This window comes from Pseudomonas sp. JZ134 (genome assembly GCF_051027695.1).
Classification (GTDB): Bacteria; Pseudomonadota; Gammaproteobacteria; order Pseudomonadales; family Pseudomonadaceae; genus Chryseomonas; species Chryseomonas luteola.
Window position 1 is genome coordinate 953,497 of sequence record NZ_CP069250.1, and the last position, 21,764, is coordinate 975,260.

General features: G+C 53.3%; 24 protein-coding genes, 2 tRNA genes and 2 rRNA genes. 21 read left to right on the forward strand and 7 right to left on the reverse strand.

The features are described 5' to 3' along the window. Positions 1–53 precede the first annotated feature (53 nt). The 13 genes from JQR86_RS04250 to JQR86_RS04310 all read left to right on the forward strand — a co-directional run bounded on the left by JQR86_RS04250 (position 54) and on the right by JQR86_RS04310 (position 9,856). Positions 54–130 (forward strand) — tRNA-Ile (locus JQR86_RS04250). Positions 131–136: 6 nt separating this feature from the next. Further along, positions 137–212: transfer RNA gene (locus tag JQR86_RS04255), tRNA-Ala, on the forward strand. Between the two features lie 247 nt (positions 213–459). Then, positions 460–3,350: ribosomal RNA gene (locus JQR86_RS04260) — 23S ribosomal RNA — on the forward strand. Between the two features lie 119 nt (positions 3,351–3,469). Continuing rightward, a 5S ribosomal RNA gene (gene rrf, locus JQR86_RS04265) occupies positions 3,470–3,585 on the forward strand. 62 nt (positions 3,586–3,647) lie between these two features. Further along, positions 3,648–4,604, forward strand: coding sequence for a bifunctional biotin--[acetyl-CoA-carboxylase] ligase/biotin operon repressor BirA (gene birA / locus JQR86_RS04270; RefSeq protein WP_407362219.1), 957 nt, complete (start codon positions 3,648–3,650; stop codon positions 4,602–4,604). After that, positions 4,594–5,343 (forward strand): type III pantothenate kinase, encoded by a 750-nt coding sequence (locus tag JQR86_RS04275; RefSeq protein WP_407362218.1) that lies wholly within the window; start codon positions 4,594–4,596, stop codon positions 5,341–5,343. Before birA ends, JQR86_RS04275 begins: the two co-directional genes overlap by 11 nt. Positions 5,344–5,596: 253 nt before the next feature. Further along, complete coding sequence (locus JQR86_RS04280; protein WP_010795495.1) at positions 5,597–6,004, forward strand: DUF3301 domain-containing protein; 408 nt, start codon at positions 5,597–5,599, stop codon at positions 6,002–6,004. A gap of 371 nt (positions 6,005–6,375) precedes the next feature. After that, a complete protein-coding gene (locus JQR86_RS04285; RefSeq protein ID WP_404625175.1) occupies positions 6,376–6,684 on the forward strand; it encodes a hypothetical protein in 309 nt (102 codons plus the stop codon). Between the two features lie 98 nt (positions 6,685–6,782). After that, entirely contained in the window at positions 6,783–7,577 is a 795-nt protein-coding gene (locus JQR86_RS04290) for an SDR family NAD(P)-dependent oxidoreductase (RefSeq protein ID WP_434154391.1), read from the forward strand. Then, a complete protein-coding gene (locus JQR86_RS04295) occupies positions 7,543–8,076 on the forward strand; it encodes a hypothetical protein (RefSeq protein ID WP_404625172.1) in 534 nt (177 codons plus the stop codon). Before JQR86_RS04290 ends, JQR86_RS04295 begins: the two co-directional genes overlap by 35 nt. A 219-nt stretch (positions 8,077–8,295) precedes the next feature. Beyond that, positions 8,296–9,192, forward strand: a complete 897-nt coding sequence (locus JQR86_RS04300; protein WP_010795491.1) for a MurR/RpiR family transcriptional regulator — start codon at positions 8,296–8,298, stop codon at positions 9,190–9,192. A 77-nt stretch (positions 9,193–9,269) separates the two neighbouring features. Next, a complete protein-coding gene (locus JQR86_RS04305; RefSeq protein WP_019364271.1) occupies positions 9,270–9,425 on the forward strand; it encodes a hypothetical protein in 156 nt (51 codons plus the stop codon). Positions 9,426–9,430: 5 nt separating this feature from the next. Continuing rightward, positions 9,431–9,856, forward strand: coding sequence for a DUF1810 domain-containing protein (locus JQR86_RS04310; protein ID WP_407362217.1), 426 nt, complete (start codon positions 9,431–9,433; stop codon positions 9,854–9,856). A gap of 14 nt (positions 9,857–9,870) precedes the next feature. Here JQR86_RS04310 and JQR86_RS04315 read toward each other — a convergent pair whose 3' ends face one another. The 7 genes from JQR86_RS04315 to yidD form a co-directional block, all read right to left on the reverse strand. Beyond that, on the reverse strand, positions 9,871–10,224 hold the full coding sequence (locus tag JQR86_RS04315) for a hypothetical protein (RefSeq protein WP_407362216.1): 354 nt from the start codon (positions 10,222–10,224) through the stop codon (positions 9,871–9,873). A gap of 141 nt (positions 10,225–10,365) precedes the next feature. Then, positions 10,366–11,508 carry a hypothetical protein gene (locus tag JQR86_RS04320; RefSeq protein WP_434154393.1) on the reverse strand — a complete coding sequence of 381 codons (1,143 nt, stop codon included), beginning with the start codon at positions 11,506–11,508 and terminating at the stop codon, positions 10,366–10,368. An 83-nt stretch (positions 11,509–11,591) separates the two neighbouring features. Next, positions 11,592–12,095: a hypothetical protein gene (locus JQR86_RS04325; RefSeq protein ID WP_026003746.1), complete on the reverse strand. Its 504-nt coding sequence runs from the start codon at positions 12,093–12,095 to the stop codon at positions 11,592–11,594. A gap of 232 nt (positions 12,096–12,327) precedes the next feature. Continuing rightward, a complete protein-coding gene (locus tag JQR86_RS04330) occupies positions 12,328–12,825 on the reverse strand; it encodes a hypothetical protein (RefSeq protein WP_019364277.1) in 498 nt (165 codons plus the stop codon). A 161-nt stretch (positions 12,826–12,986) separates the two neighbouring features. Continuing rightward, the gene (locus JQR86_RS04335; RefSeq protein ID WP_434154394.1) at positions 12,987–13,115 is read right to left on the reverse strand and encodes a hypothetical protein; all 129 of its coding nucleotides are present in this window, start codon (positions 13,113–13,115) and stop codon (positions 12,987–12,989) included. A gap of 433 nt (positions 13,116–13,548) precedes the next feature. Continuing rightward, positions 13,549–14,046 carry a hypothetical protein gene (locus JQR86_RS04340; RefSeq protein WP_150346769.1) on the reverse strand — a complete coding sequence of 166 codons (498 nt, stop codon included), beginning with the start codon at positions 14,044–14,046 and terminating at the stop codon, positions 13,549–13,551. A 120-nt stretch (positions 14,047–14,166) separates the two neighbouring features. Further along, positions 14,167–14,421, reverse strand: a complete 255-nt coding sequence (gene yidD, locus JQR86_RS04345; protein WP_434154395.1) for a membrane protein insertion efficiency factor YidD — start codon at positions 14,419–14,421, stop codon at positions 14,167–14,169. Positions 14,422–14,547: 126 nt separating this feature from the next. Between yidD and pcaQ the strand changes: the two genes are divergently transcribed. The 8 genes from pcaQ to JQR86_RS04385 all read left to right on the forward strand — a co-directional run bounded on the left by pcaQ (position 14,548) and on the right by JQR86_RS04385 (position 21,705). Next, positions 14,548–15,483, forward strand: a complete 936-nt coding sequence (gene pcaQ, locus JQR86_RS04350; RefSeq protein ID WP_434154396.1) for a pca operon transcription factor PcaQ — start codon at positions 14,548–14,550, stop codon at positions 15,481–15,483. Positions 15,484–15,590: 107 nt separating this feature from the next. After that, entirely contained in the window at positions 15,591–16,313 is a 723-nt protein-coding gene (gene pcaH, locus JQR86_RS04355) for a protocatechuate 3,4-dioxygenase subunit beta (RefSeq protein ID WP_434134747.1), read from the forward strand. 10 nt (positions 16,314–16,323) lie between these two features. Then, positions 16,324–16,926, forward strand: coding sequence for a protocatechuate 3,4-dioxygenase subunit alpha (pcaG, locus tag JQR86_RS04360; protein WP_122041837.1), 603 nt, complete (start codon positions 16,324–16,326; stop codon positions 16,924–16,926). After that, entirely contained in the window at positions 16,926–17,987 is a 1,062-nt protein-coding gene (zapE, locus tag JQR86_RS04365) for a cell division protein ZapE (RefSeq protein ID WP_434154397.1), read from the forward strand. Before pcaG ends, zapE begins: the two co-directional genes overlap by 1 nt. 148 nt (positions 17,988–18,135) lie before the next feature. Further along, positions 18,136–19,068 (forward strand): 4-hydroxyproline epimerase, encoded by a 933-nt coding sequence (locus JQR86_RS04370; RefSeq protein ID WP_434154398.1) that lies wholly within the window; start codon positions 18,136–18,138, stop codon positions 19,066–19,068. 5 nt (positions 19,069–19,073) lie between these two features. Then, positions 19,074–20,210 carry an NAD(P)/FAD-dependent oxidoreductase gene (locus JQR86_RS04375; RefSeq protein ID WP_434154836.1) on the forward strand — a complete coding sequence of 379 codons (1,137 nt, stop codon included), beginning with the start codon at positions 19,074–19,076 and terminating at the stop codon, positions 20,208–20,210. After that, positions 20,207–20,443, forward strand: coding sequence for a 2Fe-2S iron-sulfur cluster-binding protein (locus JQR86_RS04380; RefSeq protein WP_286787389.1), 237 nt, complete (start codon positions 20,207–20,209; stop codon positions 20,441–20,443). Before JQR86_RS04375 ends, JQR86_RS04380 begins: the two co-directional genes overlap by 4 nt. Next, positions 20,440–21,705 carry an FAD-dependent oxidoreductase gene (locus JQR86_RS04385; RefSeq protein ID WP_434154399.1) on the forward strand — a complete coding sequence of 422 codons (1,266 nt, stop codon included), beginning with the start codon at positions 20,440–20,442 and terminating at the stop codon, positions 21,703–21,705. Before JQR86_RS04380 ends, JQR86_RS04385 begins: the two co-directional genes overlap by 4 nt. The last annotated feature ends 59 nt before the right edge of the window (positions 21,706–21,764 follow it).

The following is a 21,764-nucleotide window of genomic DNA, read 5'->3' on the forward strand; positions in this document are numbered from 1 at the left end:
GATTCACTGAAATAAAGACGCGAGATGAGTCAAGACTCAAGCGTTAGACGATTGGGTCTGTAGCTCAGTTGGTTAGAGCGCACCCCTGATAAGGGTGAGGTCGGCAGTTCGAATCTGCCCAGACCCACCAATCGATGGGGCCATAGCTCAGCTGGGAGAGCGCCTGCTTTGCACGCAGGAGGTCAGGAGTTCGATCCTCCTTGGCTCCACCATCTAACACCGCGTTAAAGCTCAGAACTGAGTGCTTACCCCCCCCTTAAGGGTTGGGTCGGAGCATTGACTTCTGAACTTTGTTTTCAGACTGTTCTTTAAAAATTTGGGTATGTGATAGAAGTACGAACACATAGGCTGTTTCACTGCAGACTATGTGGTCAAGGTAAATTTGCGAGTTCAAGCGCAAGTTTTCGGCGAATGTCGTGTTCCAAACCAAACATAACTTCAGATTCTTTGGGGTTATATGGTCAAGTGAATAAGCGCATACGGTGGATGCCTTGGCAGTCAGAGGCGATGAAAGACGTGATAGCCTGCGATAAGCTTCGGGGAGTCGGCAAATAGACTGTGATCCGGAGATCTCTGAATGGGGGAACCCACCTGACATAAGTCAGGTATCTCACACTGAATCCATAGGTGTGAGAGGCGAACCAGGGGAACTGAAACATCTAAGTACCCTGAGGAAAAGAAATCAACCGAGATTCCCTAAGTAGTGGCGAGCGAACGGGGACTAGCCCTTAAGCTCAATTGATTTTAACCGAACGCTCTGGAAAGTGCGGCCATAGTGGGTGATAGCCCCGTAGGTGAAAGGATCTTTTGAGTGAAATCGAGTAGGACGGCGCACGTGAAACGTTGTCTGAATATGGGGGGACCATCCTCCAAGGCTAAATACTACTGACTGACCGATAGTGAACCAGTACCGTGAGGGAAAGGCGAAAAGAACCCCGGAGAGGGGAGTGAAATAGAACCTGAAACCGTATGCGTACAAGCAGTGGGAGCCCACTTTGTTGGGTGACTGCGTACCTTTTGTATAATGGGTCAGCGACTTATATTCAGTGGCAAGCTTAACCGTATAGGGAAGGCGTAGCGAAAGCGAGTCTTAATAGGGCGTTTTAGTCGCTGGGTATAGACCCGAAACCGGGCGATCTATCCATGAGCAGGTTGAAGGTTAGGTAACACTGACTGGAGGACCGAACCCACTTCCGTTGAAAAGGCAGGGGATGACTTGTGGATCGGAGTGAAAGGCTAATCAAGCTCGGAGATAGCTGGTTCTCCTCGAAAGCTATTTAGGTAGCGCCTCATGTATCACTCTGGGGGGTAGAGCACTGTTTCGGCTAGGGGGTCATCCCGACTTACCAAACCGATGCAAACTCCGAATACCCAGAAGTGCAAGCATGGGAGACACACGGCGGGTGCTAACGTCCGTCGTGAAAAGGGAAACAACCCAGACCGTCAGCTAAGGTCCCAAAGTTGTAGTTAAGTGGTAAACGATGTGGGAAGGCTTAGACAGCTAGGAGGTTGGCTTAGAAGCAGCCACCCTTTAAAGAAAGCGTAATAGCTCACTAGTCGAGTCGGCCTGCGCGGAAGATGTAACGGGGCTCAAACTACACACCGAAGCTACGGGTTCATCGCAAGATGAGCGGTAGAGGAGCGTTCTGTAAGCCTGTGAAGGTGAGTTGAGAAGCTTGCTGGAGGTATCAGAAGTGCGAATGCTGACATGAGTAACGACAATGCGAGTGAAAAACTCGCACGCCGAAAGACCAAGGGTTCCTGCGCAACGTTAATCGACGCAGGGTGAGTCGACCCCTAAGGCGAGGCTGAAAGGCGTAGTCGATGGGAAACAGGTTAATATTCCTGTACTTCTAATTACTGCGATGGGGGGACGGAGAAGGCTAGGCCAGCTTGGCGTTGGTTGTCCAAGTTTAAGGCGGTAGGCTGACTGTTTAGGTAAATCCGGACAGTTAAGGCCGAGAGCTGATGACGACTCTTCTTATGAAGAGGAAGTGGTTGATGCCATGCTTCCAGGAAAAGCCTCTAAGCTTCAGGTAATTAGAAATCGTACCCCAAACCGACACAGGTGGTCGGGTAGAGAATACCAAGGCGCTTGAGAGAACTCGGGTGAAGGAACTAGGCAAAATGGCACCGTAACTTCGGGAGAAGGTGCGCCGGTGAGGGTGAAGGACTTGCTCCGTAAGCTCATGCCGGTCGAAGATACCAGGCCGCTGCGACTGTTTATTAAAAACACAGCACTCTGCAAACACGAAAGTGGACGTATAGGGTGTGACGCCTGCCCGGTGCCGGAAGGTTAATTGATGGGGTTAGCGCAAGCGAAGCTCTTGATCGAAGCCCCGGTAAACGGCGGCCGTAACTATAACGGTCCTAAGGTAGCGAAATTCCTTGTCGGGTAAGTTCCGACCTGCACGAATGGCGTAACGATGGCGGCGCTGTCTCCACCCGAGACTCAGTGAAATTGAAATCGCTGTGAAGATGCAGTGTATCCGCGGCTAGACGGAAAGACCCCGTGAACCTTTACTGTAGCTTTGCACTGGACTTTGAGCCTGCTTGTGTAGGATAGGTGGGAGGCTTTGAAGTGGGGACGCCAGTTCCCATGGAGCCATCCTTGAAATACCACCCTGGCATGCTTGAGGTTCTAACTCTGGTCCGTTATCCGGATCGAGGACAGTGTATGGTGGGCAGTTTGACTGGGGCGGTCTCCTCCTAAAGAGTAACGGAGGAGTACGAAGGTGCGCTCAGACCGGTCGGAAATCGGTCGCAGAGTATAAAGGCAAAAGCGCGCTTGACTGCGAGACAGACACGTCGAGCAGGTACGAAAGTAGGTCTTAGTGATCCGGTGGTTCTGTATGGAAGGGCCATCGCTCAACGGATAAAAGGTACTCCGGGGATAACAGGCTGATACCGCCCAAGAGTTCATATCGACGGCGGTGTTTGGCACCTCGATGTCGGCTCATCACATCCTGGGGCTGAAGCCGGTCCCAAGGGTATGGCTGTTCGCCATTTAAAGTGGTACGCGAGCTGGGTTTAGAACGTCGTGAGACAGTTCGGTCCCTATCTGCCGTGGACGTTTGAGATTTGAGAGGGGCTGCTCCTAGTACGAGAGGACCGGAGTGGACGAACCTCTGGTGTTCCGGTTGTCACGCCAGTGGCATTGCCGGGTAGCTATGTTCGGAAAAGATAACCGCTGAAAGCATCTAAGCGGGAAACTTGCCTCAAGATGAGATCTCACTGGAGCCTTGAGCTTCCTGAAGGGCCGTTGAAGACTACAACGTTGATAGGTCGGGTGTGTAAGCGCTGTGAGGCGTTGAGCTAACCGATACTAATTGCCCGTGAGGCTTGACCATATAACACCCAAACAATCTGTTGTTTGGTAAAGACCGGCCGAAAGCTTGGTTGAACCGCAAAATACCGATCACATACCCATTCGGGGAAACGACTAGACACCGGTTCCCCACCCGAATTGCTTGACGACCATAGAGCGTTGGAACCACCTGATCCCTTTCCGAACTCAGAAGTGAAACGATGCATCGCCGATGGTAGTGTGGGGTTTCCCCATGTGAGAGTAGGTCATCGTCAAGCACCTATACCCAAAACCCCCAGGCCTAACCGCCCGGGGGTTTTGCTTTGTGCGGATAAAAAATATGGCTGTTTCCCTACTACTTGAATGCCTTGCTGATGGTCAGTTTCATTCCGGAGAAGAGTTGGGGGCGCTTCTAGGTGTTAGCCGTAGTGCCGTCTGGAAGCAGCTGCAAGGAATAGAACAACGTACAGGTTTATCTTTTTTTAAAGTACCTGGAAAAGGGTACCGTCTCGCTGAACCTCTCAATCTGCTGGCAAATAGCCGGATAGACTTTGATGAGTGGCCAATAGAAATCCTGGATACGATTGACTCTACGAATGCTGAGGCGCTGCGGCGTGTCATGGGGCAGCGTGGCCACGCGCCTTTCGTGCTGTTGGCTGAGCACCAGACCTCTGGCAGAGGGCGTCGGGGAAGGGCATGGGTTAGTCCATATGCAAAAAATCTCTACCTGACAGCAGCTGTTACCATTCATGGTGGTATCAAGCAACTTGAAGGGTTGAGTCTGGTAGTGGGGCTTGCGGTTGTTTCAGCACTAAAAAAGCTCAGCTTAGTTGATGCTGGTTTAAAGTGGCCTAACGACATTCTCCTGTTTGGGCGCAAGCTATCTGGCATTCTTATCGAGTTGTCAGGTGATCCTGCTGATAGCTGTACGGCAATTATCGGCATTGGCTTGAATGTGAATATGAGAAATGCAGACAATATCGATCAACCATGGATTTCCTTATACGAGACGCTCGGTAGGCCCGTTGATAGAAACCAGTTGGCTTCTAATGTGTTGCATGAGTTAAGTGATTGTTTGAAACTGCATCAGTCACATGGCTTTGCTGCATTGAGGGATTCATGGGAAGCCAATCATTTGTGGCAGGGACGAGAGGTGATTCTTTCTGCCGGTGCCAATCAAATCGAAGGTAAGGTGCTGGGTGTTGGATTGGACGGATCACTTAGATTAAATGTTGATGGCTACGAAAAGTCTTTTAATGGCGGTGAGCTCAGTTTGAGATTGCGTAATGATTCTTGAGCTTGACTGCGGCAACAGCCTGATCAAATGGCGCGTTCTATCTAAAATTGATGGCGTTGTTGCCAGCGGTATCGCTCATTCTGATGATGAGCTGCTCGTAGCGCTTGAATCTTATGAGAGCCTCTCCCTCAGCCATGGTCGGCTTGTCAGCGTTCGTAGCGATCTGGAAACTACAGGCTTAATTGAACGGCTAGACAGTACGTTTGGTCTTTCATGTCAGCAGGCAAAACCCGTAGCATCGTTTCTTGGTGTAAAGAACGGATATTCAGACTATGAACGCCTGGGGATGGATCGTTGGCTTGCCCTTTTAGGCGGCTTTAAGCTGGCAGGTAACAAAGCATGTGTCGTGATTGATCTGGGAACCGCAGTTACTTCAGACTTTGTTGATCAGGCTGGACAGCATGCGGGTGGCTTCATCTGTCCGGGGATTCCGCTCATGCGTCGAGAATTGCAGACGCATACTCGTCGAATTCGCTATAACCCAGAACTTGAGGCCACCAACGGGCATCCTCTGCCTGGAAGAAATACGATGCATGCTGTTGAGGGCGGATGCGTGTATATGCTTCGTGGATTTGTGAGGACGCAATATGATTTAGCCCTTGAGCTGCTAGGGGCTGATTTTGCTGTCTTTCTTACAGGGGGAGACGCTGAGCTGGTAAAAGACGTCATTCCCACTTCTCGTGTTGTGCCTGATCTGGTCTTTGACGGTTTGGCCTTGGCTTGCCCTGTGGACTCATAAATATGCGATGGCTTTTCGTTTTCCTGTTGGCATTGAATGTGTTCTATTACGTGTGGAACCAACAGCAGGCGCCTTTGCGCGCAAAGGAAATTACTCCGCTAAGCTTGTACAAGAGTGAGCGTGACAATATACGTTTGCTACATGAGCCTGAGGCACCCTCGATGGGCGTTGGGGCTAAGCAATAAACTAGCAGGGGCTGAATGGCTTTCTTGGTATTGAAGCGCTTGGGACGGCTTGGTTTAGGTGATTATTCATGCTGACCTTAGGTAACATTTTTGGATTTCTTCTGGTGGCCTCAGCCTGCGCCTGGCTATGGCATTCCCATGGTTTGCGTGAGCGTGCGCTCGCTTTGGCTAAAGAGCATTGTCGCAAGCGTGATGTAGAACTGTTGGATGAGAATGTAGCGTTCCGCCGGTTTTCTTTTATGCGGGATGCGAAAGGCTTCAAGCGGTTTGCTCGCGTTTATGATTTTGAATTCACCGCTACTGGGGAGCAGCGTCTGGCAGGTAAGGTAGTGCTATTTGGTTACCGCTTAGGGCTTATTGAATTTGCCCCTTATGCGGTACCTGAAGCGCCAATGCTCAATGACCCGCGTGTGGTTGATATGGCCTCATGGCGACGTGCCCGTGAAGAAAAAGAGGATCGCCGCCGAGCCGACTGATCCATTGTAATTGCATCATGTTACTAATGATCCTTCTCCTACCGTAATAGCCACTGTTGAGCCTCTTGGGTCGCTTAGGCCTTGTAGCCAACGTAACATCGCCAGGCTGGAAACGGTTCTGCAATTAGCACTTCAGCAAACGCTTCATCATTCTTTATCGGCTTCTTTTAGCATCATTGCTGTAGAAACCTTTAGTACCTCTAATCTGCTAGCCAGTGTATAAACTGGTAAGACTCATGTCATGAGCTAGCAGTGTGGTGACATCCATCCGAAGTGTTTGAATCTGTTTTTTGTCTTATGCGACCATTTATAGCTGCCGAACATCAGGACAGTTTTATCCTGCGTTCAATTGGGCTGGACGATTCGGCTTTATGCTGGAGCAAACAACCACATCTGTTTCTGACTTGGAGATCGCACCGTTGAGCAGCAATGTCGTCTCGATCAAATCTGACAGCCTAGAAGATCAAGAGCAGCTAGAGGCCCAGCTGAGTTTCTTGCAAAAGGCCTCTTTGAGATTGATGCATCGCAACGGTACAAAGGCGACCCTATTGGTTCTAGAGCGCTGGAAGACCAGCGACAATGAGATTCAGATCGTGTTTACTCCCGGTGTCGTTGAAGCCTTAGGATCGTTGGATGGTCGTGAGTTACTCAAAGCAGCCATGAACGCTGCAACAGCCTGAGCGGCGCTAGGGACCTTTGCGCTGGATTTTTCGTCAGACTCGAATAATGGACTAGCCATTGTGCTCATTGGCTCTTTTAACGTGTCTGGAGATTTTTCATGCAGATTGATCTTTCTGGAAAAACGGCAATCGTAACCGGCTCTACTCGTGGTATTGGTTTCGCTATTGCGAAAGGATTGGCTCAGGCAGGAGCGACTGTAGTTATAAACGGTCGATCGGCTTCATCAGTAGACAAGGCGGTTAGTCTCCTGCAGCAGTACGTACCGGATGCGACGTTACGTGGAGTGGTTGCGGATGTCGGGAGCGTTGACGGATGTGCTGTATTGAAAGCTGCTGAGCCTGAGGTTGATATTCTAGTCAACAACACGGGTATATACGGGCCTCGAGACTTTTTTGAAACGGGCGATGATATTTGGACGGAGTTTTTCGAGGTGAACGTGATGTCTGGCGTTCGGCTCTCTCGGGAATATTTGCCTGGCATGGTCTCGAGGCAATGGGGGCGCGTAATCTTTATTTCTTCTGAATCAGCGCTCAATATTCCGGCCGACATGATTCATTACGGCTTTACCAAAACAGCCAACCTGTCCGTGGCGCGTGGATTGGCCAAACGGATGGCTGGTACAGGCGTGACAGTTAATTCCATTCTGCCAGGTCCAACGCTTTCTGAAGGCGTAGCGGAGATGCTCAAGGAGGCGAGCGAGCGTACTGGTCAGACTCTAGAGGAGGTGGCCGCTGATTTTGTAAAGGAAAACCGGCCTAGCTCCATTCTCCAGCGTGCAGCAACTACAGAGGAAGTCGCTAATCTGGTTGTCTACACAGCTTCTCCTCTGGCTTCAGCGACAACGGGTGCCGCGTTGCGTGTTGATGGTGGTGTTGTCGACACTATCGCCTGATATGTCATTGTTAAACTGGCTAGGGGTGTGGCTTCTTGGCAGTATTGTCTTAGCGACGGTCAGTGAGGCTGCGCCTTTGTCTCTTGGATTGGACAAGGCGCAGCTCGAACGGAGAATTCCTGCCTATTTAGCGGTGCTGCCTAGCTGCAAAGCCCTGATGCTGGGAGCGCCACACTCAATGAAGGATGAGGCAGGGTGGGTATATTCCGCTCGGGGCGCGTCCAGCTTTGACATGTCAGTAGAGACTACAGGCGAGCAGCTTACGCGTATCACTGTAAAAGCAGCAGCGCCTGTTTCTGATGCAGTGCTGCGCGATATGCGGTGCATAACTTATGCGCTGATGCGTGCGGTGGAACCTAAGTATTCAGTTTCGCATTTGGCTTTATCGACTTCAAAACAGCTTTGGAGACTTGCGCAAAGCGAGCCTTATTGTCAGCTGTATTTTTTTACAGCATTTGAAGTACGGCTGGCCCCTGTTCAGCTGGTTGTACAGCGATAATCTAGTCCAGAATAAGTCAATAAATTATTTTTCTAAAAAATTATGTTTAGAAAAATAATCTTGTGTTCTAAGCTGATATTCCGCCATATGACAACGAAGCGAGCCGCCTTTAAATTCCTTTCTTTTGCAGATATTCCTGAAGAATGAAAGCATTTTCGATTACGTTGGCGTCTGGTTTCGTTGAGTGCTTGCTGTAACGATTCATCTAAAGGATACGAAATGCTTAATACTGATTCTTCAAGCTCTTCCCTTGTAGCGCCTGCTAGTGTGGAAACTCTGCAGCAGATGATTACGGCAGAGTACGAGTCTCTGCCTCGTCAGCTCAAGCGTGTAGCGGCCTACATGAGCCAGCAAAGTGATCGTGTCATGGTTGATCGTATTAGCGATATTGCCCGCCAATGCGAAGTACACCCTTCGGCAATCGTACGGTTCTCTCAGCGTTTCGGCTTCAAAGGCTTCAGTGAAATGCAATCCCTGTTTCGTGAGGCTTATACGCATAAGGCAACACCTGTCCAGAACTATCAGCAGCGTATCCGGCGAATGATTGCCAACAAGTCTCAACCGGCTGCCGGAAGCGATTTGGCACGTGAATGCATAAGTGCCACACGTTCAGGACTGGATAGATTGGGAGAAGAGCTGGACGATCAGGCGTTCGAGAAAGCGGTCGACCTGCTGGTCAATGCGGAGAACATTTATGTAGTGGGGGTTCGTCGTTCATTTGCGGTAGCGCACTACCTTGTTTATAACCTGCAACACACCAACAAGCGTATTCATCTTGTGTCTGGCCTTGGCGGTAGCTATCGAGAACAGATGCGTAGCGTACGAGCCAACGACCTTATCGTAGCCATTAGCTTTACGCCTTATGGCAAGGAAAGCCAGCAGTGCGTACGTATCGCTCAGCATAATCAAGCTAAGACGCTCATTATTACAGACAGCCAGTTGTCACCCCTGGCCAAGCGAGCCAGCGCATTGTTGCTGGTCAACGAGGGTAGTGCATTCGCTTTTCGTTCCCTGAGCGCAACGCTATGCCTTTGCCAGGCACTGTTCATTGCTCTGGCCTACCGCCTGGAAATGAAAGTAGATGAAATGCATGAGCAGGTGGGTTTCGATGACTGAATTTGCTCTTCAACTGTTGGGCACTACTGGCTAGGGATATTGCCTAAGCAATAAGTATTGAATCAATGAGGTGCATCATGGCCGACGAACATGCGAAGCGCAGCACGGCGGAAACGCCCGAGGAAGCCAGCAAGGTAGGTGAGGTGAACAAGTCCCAGAATGAGAAGGGAGGAGAGCAGCGCCGTACCAAATTCAACGAGCCAGAGGATCCACAGTCGCAGCGCTCACGGTAATCCACATGTCAGATCGTCATGATTTGCAACGCTTCGTGAGCGCTCAAGAGACTGTTTGGCAACAAGTGATTGCAGAACTCCGCTCAGGTCATAAACGTACCCACTGGATGTGGTTCGTATTTCCGCAGTTGCAAGGACTTGGGCATAGCGCCATGGCGAGGCGGTATGCCATATCCGGGCTGGATGAAGCTACTGCCTACCTTGAGCATGAGCTTCTAGGGAGTCGGCTGAAAACGTGTTGTGAGATTGTGAATAGCCTGGAAGGGGCGTCGGTAGCGCAGATTTTTGGTCATCCTGACGATTTGAAATTTCATTCATCAATGACGTTATTCGCACACGTTACAGGGGAGCAGAGCCCTTATCAGGCGGCGTTGATCAAGTATTTCAATGGCCAGGAGGACGCTCAAACGTTGCGGTTGCTGAAGCAATAATACTCGCTGCGTGTCTAGGCGCGGGTGTCTTTGTTTTCTTCCAGAGAGTCGCCTAGTTGCTTATGGACTTCAGGTTGCTCAACTCCATCGACCCACCATTTCAAATGAGCAATGACCATTGTCTGAGGGGCGAAGCCCAGTTTGTTACGTACAGGGCAGGCTCCATCTTCGCTTGCCTTGACCTCACCAGCTTGGCGGGATCGGTTATTGCCGGCTTTGCCACTGGCCTGAACAATCATCTCAAACCGTACGGCTTGCCCGCTGCCTTTGAAACAGAGCTCTATGAAGGCTTGCTGTGGTGAAATTGCACTCAGGTTCAGATTGGCCTCTACAGGTGAAGTCGAGGCGGCAAGTAACATGGCAGTCATAGGCAGGGCGAAGAGTCCAGGCATGTCAGTTTACGTTACGATCATATGAACAGGCTGGAGATCAGAGTAGCGCATCTTTGACCTCCTTGTGCAGACGCCCTCTAAATGAGGGCGTCCAGGATACTGCTCAGATGCAAGCGCTTACTGCTGGGTAATGACAGCGCTGTTGCCAGTCCCCGTCTGCGAGATGGTTGCAGAGTTGCCAATGGCAAACTCACCACGCTGCGTAATAGCGGCCTGGTTAGCTACACCGGACTGATAGACCACTGCATTGGCGGCCAGCTGCGATTCCAGCTGTTGAACGGTAGCGATGTTGTCGCTGCCATCCTGAGTAACGCTGGTGTAGTTGCTATCACCTTTCTGGCTCACATCAGCCGAGTTGTTGGTGCCTGAGGTGGCGCCAGTCAGGTTGTTGCCACGACCAATCTGGGACACGTTCAGCGTGTTGGCTGTGCCGTTCTGATCAAAATACAACTCGTTGAACTTGCCATCCTGGAAGCTGGTAATGGCGTTGTTATCGCCGCGCTGGGAGATGGTGGCGAAGTCTGGGCCACTGTACCCATCCTGGACCATGGCCACGGTATTGGCAGTGCCGTCCTGAGTGACGGTAGCTGTTTGGCCGTCGCCCGTCTGGGTCAGGGTAATGGCGTTGTTATCGCCTGTCTGGGCCAGTGTTGCAGAAGCGTTCATACCGCTTTGCGTCACTTCAACCTGGTTGCCATTGCCGGTCGCGGTAGCGCTCAGCTGATGGGCATAGCCATCCTGGTTTACGATGTGGGAGTTGTCGTTGCCATTCTGGTTGATGGTAGCCACGCTGCTGCTGGACATGCCATAAGCAGCGCCGCCACCCTGGGTGACTTCAGCTACGTTGTTGTTACCCAGCTGGATAACCTGAGCCTGGTTGTCGTTGCCGGTCAACTGATAAACCGTAGACGAGTTGGTGTCGCCAGTTTGTGTTACGGCTACCTGGCTGCTCTCCTGAGCCTCCTGATAGATGCTCGAGTAATTGTCGCTGCCTTCCTGCGCAGTGTTGGCAACGTTATTTGATCCGTCCTGGTACTGATAGGAAGTGCTATTCAGGGCAGCGCTCTGGGTCAGGGTTGCAGCATTACCATTACCGATCTGCTCCTGAATGCTCTTGCTGTTTTGAGTGCCGTTGATTTGTTCGGTCGTAATGGAGTTGTTGTCTCCATCCTGAGTAGTTTCAGCGGAGTTCATCTCAGCAAAGGCGTGTGAGCTGAGAGCGATCAGGATGGCGGCAGCAAGAGGCTTGAAGCTGTGCATGATTATTCCCTTCGTAGTAATCACAATAACGAGAAATGAAAATGTCGACGTTCTAATGCGTGATGTTTAAACATCCGTTGTTATCAGTACTGACGTACCACTGCGGTTTGGTTATTACCGTATTGCGTAATACTGGCCTGTTGACCGGTACCGTTCTGCTCAATGGAAGCGCTGTTGTAAGCGCCGTACTGGTTGATCAGCGCGACGTTTGCCGAGCCGATCTGGGTAATGGAAGCCGTGTTGCCATAACCAGCCTGGGTAATAACTGCGGAGAGGTCAGCCCCTTGCTGAAGGATAAAGGCCTGCTGATCGTTACCAAGTTGTGAGATGAGCGCCTGTGAGTTAAGGCCTTGTTGGCTTAAGGTGGCCTGGTTGTTGTTACCGTTCTGCTGGATTTGAGCAACCAATCCGCCAGCCGATGCTGTAGCTGCCAGTGCGCGCGGGTCAGGCGTGCCGGCAAGGTCTGAAGTCGTCGTGGCGATATCGAAATTATCAAGCAGATCAGCCGCCTGGAGCGGCGGTACAACAAGGCTCATGCCAGAAAAGGCGAGCGCAAGTCCTGAGCACAATCTTTGCAGCGAATTCATGGCTAATCCCTGTATAGCGCTGTGCGGATTGTTGGCCGTACAGGCGAAACTGGGTATCAACCAAAAGATTGAAAAGATGGGGCATTTAAGCCATAGAGGGATTAATCCATGGCTGCCGGAGGAGGCGGATCTAGAGCTGGCTAGGCCCGATGAACGGTATACCTAGGCAACCTCTACCATCAAGAGGCGTTAACTGATCTGGCTTTTGCTACGCATTGATGGCTCCTTGGGCTCAGTATTGGCGAATGACAGCATTCTGATTGTTTCCGTATTGGATAATGCTGGCTTGCTGACCAGTACCATTCTGTTCGATGGCAGCATTGTTACCGTTGCCGTACTGACTGATAACAGCAGCATTTGCTGACCCGGTCTGGGAGATCAGTGCGCTATTGGCTTCTCCTACCTGCTTGATGACGGCAGCCAGGTCTGAGCCTTGCTGCAGAATATAAGCCTGCTGGTCATTACCCTGTTGAGTAATGGTTGCCAGGGAGTTAAGCCCTTGCTGACTCAAGGTGGCCTGGTTGCTGTTGCCATTCTGCTGGACCTGAGCGACGAGACCATTGACCGAGGCGGCAGCCAATGCACGTACCTCGGGTGTGCCAGCCAAATCTGTCGATGAGGAGGCAATATCGAAGTTATCGAGCAGGTCAGCAGCCTGTAAAGACAGTGGCGCTGCAAGGCAGCTTACTACCAGGGCCGTTTGAGAAAGCAGTCGTTGCAACATGGTCATGGCTAACTCCTGTTTAGCACTTACAAGTTTTGCTGACGGGTTCCCGCTTCGCTATCAATCTAAAGATTGAAACTTTAATCAAAGCGAAATAAAAAAGACTTAATTCTCTGGTATGGCCAACAGCAGGCGCTGCTTTACAGAGCGGCGCAACTCCTGTCCATTCATGGTGATTGCTGGCTGGTGCCATTGCCTTCCTGACGATAGTCCAACTCGTTAAAATTGCCACTCTGAGTCAGCATGGCCTGATTGTTTATTCTCTGCTCCTCTACCGTGGCAGTGTTGATCGACACAGCACGATTGGCTGCTCCAGGGAAAGCGTGTTGCCATTGCCCGTAGTCGATGCGGTTACGATAGGGCTTTCCCATTCTCGGGGAGGGAAGCGTTGTTGCCTGCCTGGTTGAGGCTTGCATTATTAATGACGGCTAGGCAGGCAGGCCAAGCCTGGACAAAGCAGCCGCAACGCTAGGTTTCATCATAAACATGACGTGCTCCTTGTAGTTATCGGGAGGGTAAAAGCCATACAGCTCTAATAGGCAGATAGCCGAACGCTACAGAGCATTGCCTGTAAGCGAGCTGTAGAAGTGAGCTAGGGCGGGATGCGGTTTTTTCCAACCTTTGTCAAACAAGTCTCTGCCGGCTGGGAATCGGGAGAGAGCACAGGAATAGATTGGACCTTGCACATGACATCTTCCTTTGACTTCATGAACAAGCGGCATTGAGCCGCTAGCGCTGTTGAACAGTGATGCTCTGGTTGTTTCCGAATTGGGTAATACTGCCCTGTAAACCGGTGCCGTTCTGGTCGATCAGCGCTTCGTTATAGGCGCCATACTGATGGATAGCGGCTTGATTGGCTGAGCCTCGCTGAATGATAGAAGCGTTATGGCCCTGGCCGCTTTGCAGAATGACAGCGGTCAGCTCCGTACCATTTTGCAGCATGGCTGCCTGATGATTTCCACCGAGTTGTTGGATAAGTGCCTGACTGCCTAATCCGGTTTGGGTGAGAAAGGCCTGGCTGTCGCTGCCCTGCTGGATAACGGTGGCCGCTATGCGGTCGGCAGTCGATTGACCAAGGGAACCCTGGGCCTGCCGGGCGGCTACATCCGAGACCGTAGAAAGATCGAAGTTATTGAGCAGGTCCGCCGCGTTGGGCGTCTCGATGGAAAAGCCGAGACATGAAACCAGCAACGCAAACCTCAAACTGATCCGCTGCAGTACGTTCATGGCTATTTCCTCAATAGCGCTTCGTACTACGTTATCGCGCAGGGCGGGCCACTTGGGTATCGCTCTAAAGGGTGAAATTGCTCGCCTTTTAAATAGGAGATGAACTAGGCTGATCTCATATTAGTGGCAGCGGTTCGAGTGTTTATCCTGGGTTTTGCAATGACAGGGAGGAACAGGGTCGATACCGCCCGGATGAAACGGGTGGCAGCGCAACAAACGGCGAATGGTCAGCCAGCTGCCACGCAAGGCACCGTGGGTCTGTAGGGCCTCAATGGCGTAATGCGAGCAGGAGGGATAGAAACGGCAGCGTGGGCCAATAATGGGGCTGATGAAGAGCTGGTAACCTCGTAGCAGAACGATCAACACTTTCTTCATGAGCTGAGGGGCTTATCTGGCAGCAGGGCGTGGGACGGTCATTTTACCGGGTATGGCAGTGGGGTCGAGTGACTTGCCGACGGGTTGAGGTTAACAATGGCAGTCTGCTCCTGACGCTGGCGCGATATGAACATCGATACCCGTATCAAATTTCGACATCTTCTGTGCTTTATTGAACTGGCTCAGCACCGCAGTTTCGCCAAGGCGGCCCATGCCGTGTCGGTTTCTCAGCCTGCCATTTCCAAGACCCTTAAGGAGCTTGAGGGCATTCTTGAGGCGCGCCTGTTCGAGCGGGACAAGAATGGCGTAGTGCTGACGCAAGCCGGTCAGGCCTTCATGCGTTATGCAGGCCCCTGCGTTCAGGCATTGCGAGACGGGGTCAATACGGTACGCAGCGGCGGGATGCAGGGTGGCCAAGTACGGGTTGGGGTACTTTCGACAGTGGAGAGTCTGGTTATACCGGAGGTCATCAGGCGACTCCACGAACGCTACAGCGGGCTCACCATCAGTGTTACGACAGGCATGAGTACCTATCTACTCAATAAACTGAGAGTAGGTGAACTGGATATTGTGGTGGGGCGCATGACGGACAACCCTGAAATCCGCGGCCTGAACTTCGAGCACCTGTATAGCGAGTCGATGACGTTGGTGGTTCGAAACGGTCATCCGTTGCAAACAGCGACTGGAATTGACCGGCAACGACTGGCGGACTACCCCTGGGTTCTTCCGTTGACGGGCACCACAATTCGTCAGTACGCCGAAAGCTTTCTGGTGCAGTGTGGGATCAGCCTGATGTCGCAGCGGTTGGAGACGCTTTCGCCAGCGCTGAGCCGGCGCTATGTACTGTTAAGTGATGCCGTCTGGATTGCGCCTCTGGATGCCGTGGAGACCGACATCAAGGCTGGTGTGCTGGCTGAGCTGTCTCTAGGCGTTCAGGAGCCGGGTGGCTCGATTGGCTTGTGCCGCAATAATACGGCAACGCTTCCGCTGGCGGCACAATGGTTCTGTGAGGTTCTACGGGAAGTCGCCAGCGAGCTGGTTGCCGAGCGATCAGCTTCATAACCATTTGGTTATGAATGATTGCCGTCATTTCAATTGGCTGGCCTGCGGCATTGCGCCACACTTCGGGCAACCCCTTTGATGGGTAAGGCTCTTTGTGGAGTAAAGCCATGAATAATAATTCCAATGACACTCGCTTTGTCGCCCGTGACCGTAACTGGCATCCCCATGCCTATACGCCTGGTTATAAGTCGTCTGTACCCCGTTCACCCCGACAGGCCTTGGTTAGCATTCAGCAAACGGTTTCTGAACGTACCGGCCCGGATTTTTCTCATCTTCAGTTGGGCAAGCACGATAACGATCTGCTGCTGAACTTCAATAATGGGGGCTTGCCACAGGGCGAGCGAATTATCCTGTTTGGACGAGTAGTCGATCAGTTTGGTAAGCCCGTACCGAAGACGTATGTAGAGATCTGGCAGGCTAACGCTGGTGGACGGTATCGCCACAAGAATGACATCTACCTAGCGCCGCTCGATCCCAACTTTGGCGGTGTAGGACGTACCCTGACCGACAATGATGGCAACTATGTATTCCGTACCATCAAGCCGGGGCCTTATCCGTGGCGTAATGGGGTGAATGATTGGCGGCCCGCCCATATCCATGTTTCGGTCATGGGACCTTCGATTTCCACTCGATTGATTACGCAGCTGTATTTCGAAGGTGATCCGCTGATACCGATCTGCCCGATCGTGAAGTCGATTGCAAACCCGGAGGCCGTGCAGACACTTATTGCACGCCTGGACATGACCATGGCCAACCCGATGGACTGCCTGGCTTACCGTTTTGACATCGTGACGCGTGGCGCACGTCAAACCCATTTCGAGAACCTGTGAGGAGGCGATCATGACGACGACATTTCTGCCCGAGACGCCTTCACAAACCGCAGGCCCTTACGTTCACATCGGTCTTGCGCTGGCCGCAGCTGGTAATCCGACGCGTGACATGGAAATCTGGAATGATCTTGCCAAGCCGGATGCGCCAGGCCAGCACATCGTGCTGACGGGGCAAGTGTTTGACGGCAACGGCAATCTGGTGCGCGACTCCTTTCTAGAGGTCTGGCAAGCCAATCACGACGGTGTCTACGATCCGGTTTATCATCCGGAAAAGGCATTCAACAGCTTTGGCCGTACGGCTACTACCTTTGATGCCGGTGAGTGGTCGGTGCAAACGATAAAGCCGGGTAAGGTGATGGACAGCCAGGGCAGGCCCATGGCGCCGCATATCAATCTGGCGCTGTTTGCCCGTGGCATCAATATCCATCTGCAGACCCGTATCTACTTTGAGGACGAAGCGGAAGCCAATGCGATTTGTCCAGTGCTCAACCTTGTCGAGCCACCTCGCAGGCCGACTCTGATCGCCAAGCGCTTTGAAGAAAACGGCAAAGTGATTTACCGTTTCGACATGCATCTGCAAGGTCCACAGGAAACTGTCTTTTTCGATTTCTGATGGCTACATCTGAACCGCTCAACGCGGGCGAGTTAATTCGGCAACATTTCGCTGCCGAACTGGCCGCCCGTCACTATCAGGCCGATGCCGCCCAAGAGGCGGCATTGGTGCATCTGGCTGACTGGCTTGATCGCTTTCTGGCCGATCGTAAATCCTGGTTTAAAAAGCCGTCTGCGGGCGTCTATATCTCGGGCGACGTAGGGCGAGGCAAGAGCTTTGTCATGGACGCCTTCTATACGGCCGTCCCCATTACGGAAAAGCGTCGCGTGCATTTTCATTCCTTTCTGCAGGAGTTGCAGCGGCGGATGCGTGACTATGCCGGCCAAGCCGATCCTCTGGCACAGGTAGCCCGGGAAATCGCTCGGGAAGTACGTCTGCTGTGCTTTGATGAATTTCATGTGCATGACATTGGCGATGCCATGCTGTTGGGTCGTATGCTCAAGGTGCTGGTAGATGAGGGTGTCGGGCTGGTGATGACATCCAATTATAAGCCGGAGGGCCTGTGTCCAAACCCGTTGTATCGAGAGCGCTTCAAGCCGATCATTGCATTGATCGAAAAGCGCTTCGATGTGCTTGCCATCAACGGTAAGGTCGATTATCGGCAGCGCAGCGACGAGCAGACCCTATGGGGATATTACCTCTGGCCAGAGTCAGCGGGCGGTGTGAAGCGTTTGCAAACACTGCTGGACCTGTCTGCTGCCGCTACGACGGACGCTACCCTAGACGTCAATCATCATCCCCTTTCGGTGCGCGCGTATGAGGGGAAGCGGATCTGGTTGGACTTTGCCGACCTCTGTGAGCAGCCTCATTCGACCTTAGATTACCTCTGGATTGTCGAGCACTTTTCGCACGTTGGCATCAGCGGGCTTGATTGCCTGGCGCGCCAGTCTGATGCCGTTCGACAGCGTTTTTTAAACCTGGTGGATATCGCTTACGACCGGGGCGTGACTCTGATCCTATCCAGCGAAGTGCCTATGGATGAGCTGGCCGGGGATGCCACTGTGGATTTTGCCCGGACGCTGAGCCGGTTGAGGCAGCTGGGAGTAGAGCGGCTGCAATAAATTTTAGCTGACTGCTCGAGTAATACATTTCTACCGTAAGTGTTACCAAGGCAATTGTGCTGATTTCGTCCTCCCGCCGAGCGAAAAACACCAAGCCGATTTTGCGTTGACACGCCACGCTGTAAGCCTCTTTTGCGGAGGTGGCGCCATGAGACGTATCCAGGTTATCGACTCCCATACGGGCGGTGAGCCGACTCGCTTGGTCATCGAGGGATTTCCCGATATGGGAAAAGGCTCCATGGCGGAGCGGTTGAAAATGTTGCGGCATGAATACGATGACTGGCGGGCTACTTGCGTGCTTGAACCCCGTGGGAGCGATGTGTTGGTGGGTGCGCTTCTGTGCGAGCCGGTCGACCCCGAGGCCTGCGCCGGTATTATTTTTTTCAACAACTCCGGCTATCTGGGAATGTGTGGGCACGGCACGATTGGGCTGGTGCGATCGCTTTATCATCTCGGTCGGATCGACATAGGGCGGCACCGGATCGAGACCCCTGTAGGGACAGTAGAGGCAACGCTGCATGAGGACCTTTCCGTCAGCGTGCGGAATGTACCTGCGTACCGCTATTGCAAGGATGTTCCGTTGGAGGTGCCCGGCCTGGGCATGGTGAGGGGTGACATTGCCTGGGGTGGCAATTGGTTTTATCTGATTGCCGATCATGGCCTGCAGGTGAACAGCGACAATCTCGACGCGCTGACCGAGTACAGCTGGGCAGTACGGCAGGCGCTTGAGGCGCAAGGCGTACGCGGCGAAAACGACGGTGTGATCGATCACATCGAGCTGTTTGGAGGCGATGAATGCGCGGATAGCCGCAATTTTGTGCTCTGCCCAGGCAAAGCCTATGACCGCTCGCCCTGCGGGACAGGAACCAGTGCCAAGCTTGCCTGCCTTGCTGCGGATGGGCATCTGCAGCCGGGTGAGCTCTGGCGGCAGGCCAGCGTGATCGGCAGCCTTTTCGAAGCCAGTTATGCGTGGGAAGGGGAGCGGATCATTCCCACTATTCGAGGCACTGCCCATATCAGCGCCGAGGCCACGTTATTGATTGATGAGGCTGATCCCTTCGCCTGGGGAATTCGGCTGTGAGCCTTCTGGCACGCACCGCTGCAGCAGATATCGTTATCGTGGGAGCCGGTATCGTAGGGGCTATGTGCGCCTATGAATTGGCTGCCCGAGGCTTGTGCGTTCGGGTCATCGACAATCGAAGCGGTGGTGCTACCGGCGCGGGGATGGGCCACTTGGTTGCCATGGATGACAATCCTGCCGAGCTTGCGCTCAGTCATTATTCCATCGGGCTCTGGAATGCGTTGCGTGAGCGCTTGCCTGAAGCATGCGCCTATCGTAACTGCGGGACACTGTGGCTGGCGGCGAACGATGATGAGTGCGCGTTAGCAGAGGCAAAGCAAGCCAGGCTGGCTGAGCATGGCGTTCAGTCGGGTTGGGTCACTGCCTCTTCGCTACGGCAATTAGAGCCGATGCTGCGCTCTGATCTGGCAGGTGCGCTGAAGGTAATTGACGATGGGATCCTCTACGCTCCGGCAACCGCACGCTGGCTGCTCGGCCAGCACGGCAATCGAATCACCGTTCAGGAGGAGGAGGTCATCCGGGTCGAGGGTAATCGGTTATGTCTGAGCGATGGTCTCTGGATGACGGCACCCGCTATTCTGCTTGCCAATGGCCTGGGTGCTTGCCGGTTACTCCCGGAGGTGCCGTTAAGGCCGAAGAAAGGCCATTTACTGATTACAGACCGATACCCCGCCTGTGTCACCCATCAGCTGGTGGAGCTTGGGTATGCTGCCAGCGCTCACGCCAGTGATGGAACCTCCGTCGCGTTCAATGTGCAGCCAAGGCCTACAGGACAGTTGCTGATCGGCTCATCCCGACAATTCGATACCCTGGATAAGCGCGTCGAGTTCGATGTGCTAGGTCGTATGCTCACGCGTGCACAGCATTACTTACCCGGCTTGGGCGAGTTGAATGCCATTCGCAGCTGGACAGGTTTTCGTGTTGCAACACCGGATGGTTTGCCTTTGCTCGGACAGTATCCTGGTCAACCGGGCCTATGGCTGGCGCTGGGCCATGAAGGGCTGGGCGTTACCACCGCACCGGCCAGTGCACGGATGATCGCTGCTCAGTTACTGGGTGAAGCGCTTCCTCTCGATTCCACTCCGTTCCGGCCTGAGCGCTTTGTAAATGCGGCTTCCACCACCCAGGAGGCAACGGCATGATTACGGTGTATCTCGACCGGCAACCTATAGTCGTTACGGGCGGACTGACAGTTGCCGCCTTGCTGGCATTGAGCGAATCACCGGTGGCACGGCTGTCCTGCACAGGTCAGCCACGTGCATCGTTTTGTGGAATGGGTATTTGCCAGGAATGTCGGGTAATGATTAACGGTCGCCGGCAGCTGGCCTGCCAGACGCTGTGCCGTGAGGGCATGCAGGTAGAGCGTACGGTATGACGGGGCTGAGCAGGCTGTCTTGCGATATCGCTATCGTAGGCGCTGGGCCGGCAGGTCTGGCAGCGGCCAGGGCTGCATCCACCAGCCAGCGCTCCATTGTGGTCATCGATGATAACCCCCGGCTAGGCGGGCAGATATGGCGCGACGGGCCAGGGGCGGTACTACCTGTATCGGCGCAGAGTTATCGAAAGGGTTTATCTCAGCCTAATGTCCGGTACTTGGCCGGGACGCGCATCGTGGCTGCGTTGGCTCCGGGGGCCTTGTTATTAGAGGATGCACAGTCAGGGTGCCGGTTGGACTATGGGCAATTGATCCTGTGCTGTGGCGCACGGGAATTGCTGCTACCGTTTCCGGGCTGGACATTACCCGGCGTGACGGGCGCCGGAGCGTTGCAGGCCTTGATCAAAGGGGGCGCGCCTGTGGCAGGTGAGCGGCTGGTGGTAGCGGGAAGCGGTCCGTTATTGCTGGCTTCTGCCGGGACGGCCATAGCAGCCGGCGCTGTGCTTACAGGCGTCTATGAACAGGCGGCCCGTCAGCAAGTTATATCGTTCGGTACCGGGTTGCTGCGCTGGCCTGACAAGCTCACCCAGGCATTCAGGTTGCTCTCGACTCACTACCGCTGGGCGAGTTATGTCGTTGAGGCCTTGGGGGATAATCGTCTGGAGGCTGTGCGTATTCGCCAGAGTGGCCGTGATAAGGTCGTACCTTGTACGCGTCTGGCCTGTGGGTTTGGTCTGGTGCCCAATACTGGACTGGCGAGTCATCTGGGGTGTCAGCTTGAGGGTGATGCTGTAGCGGTCGATCGCTATCAGCAGACGAGTCAGACAGGTCTCTATGCGGCCGGTGAATGTACAGGCGTTGGTGGTAGTGAGTTGGCGTTGATCGAGGGCGAAATCGCCGGATTGGCTGCTATTGACAAGGTTGAACAGGCAGAGACTCTGTTTACACGTCGCGAGCGTTGGCAGCGGTTTGCCCGACATGTGCAAGCGCATTTCAGATTGCGACCTGAGGTCAGGCAACTGGCCCGTGCGGATACGCTGATTTGCCGCTGCGAGGATGTCGCCCTGTCTGCTCTGGTGGGAGAGCAAGGATGGGATGCGGCAAAGCTTCAGAGCCGGTGCGGTATGGGAGCCTGCCAGGGACGTGTCTGTGGCACGGCGGCTCGCGAATTGTTTGGCTGGGCCTTGCCGGAGCCCCGTATTCCGTTGGTCCCTGCACGGGTCGAGACGCTTATGGCATGCTCAGAGACGGACATATCCTGAGCGCATTCGCGCCATCACTCATAAGAGGTACTCATGCTTCAGATGATGTCTCCTATAGC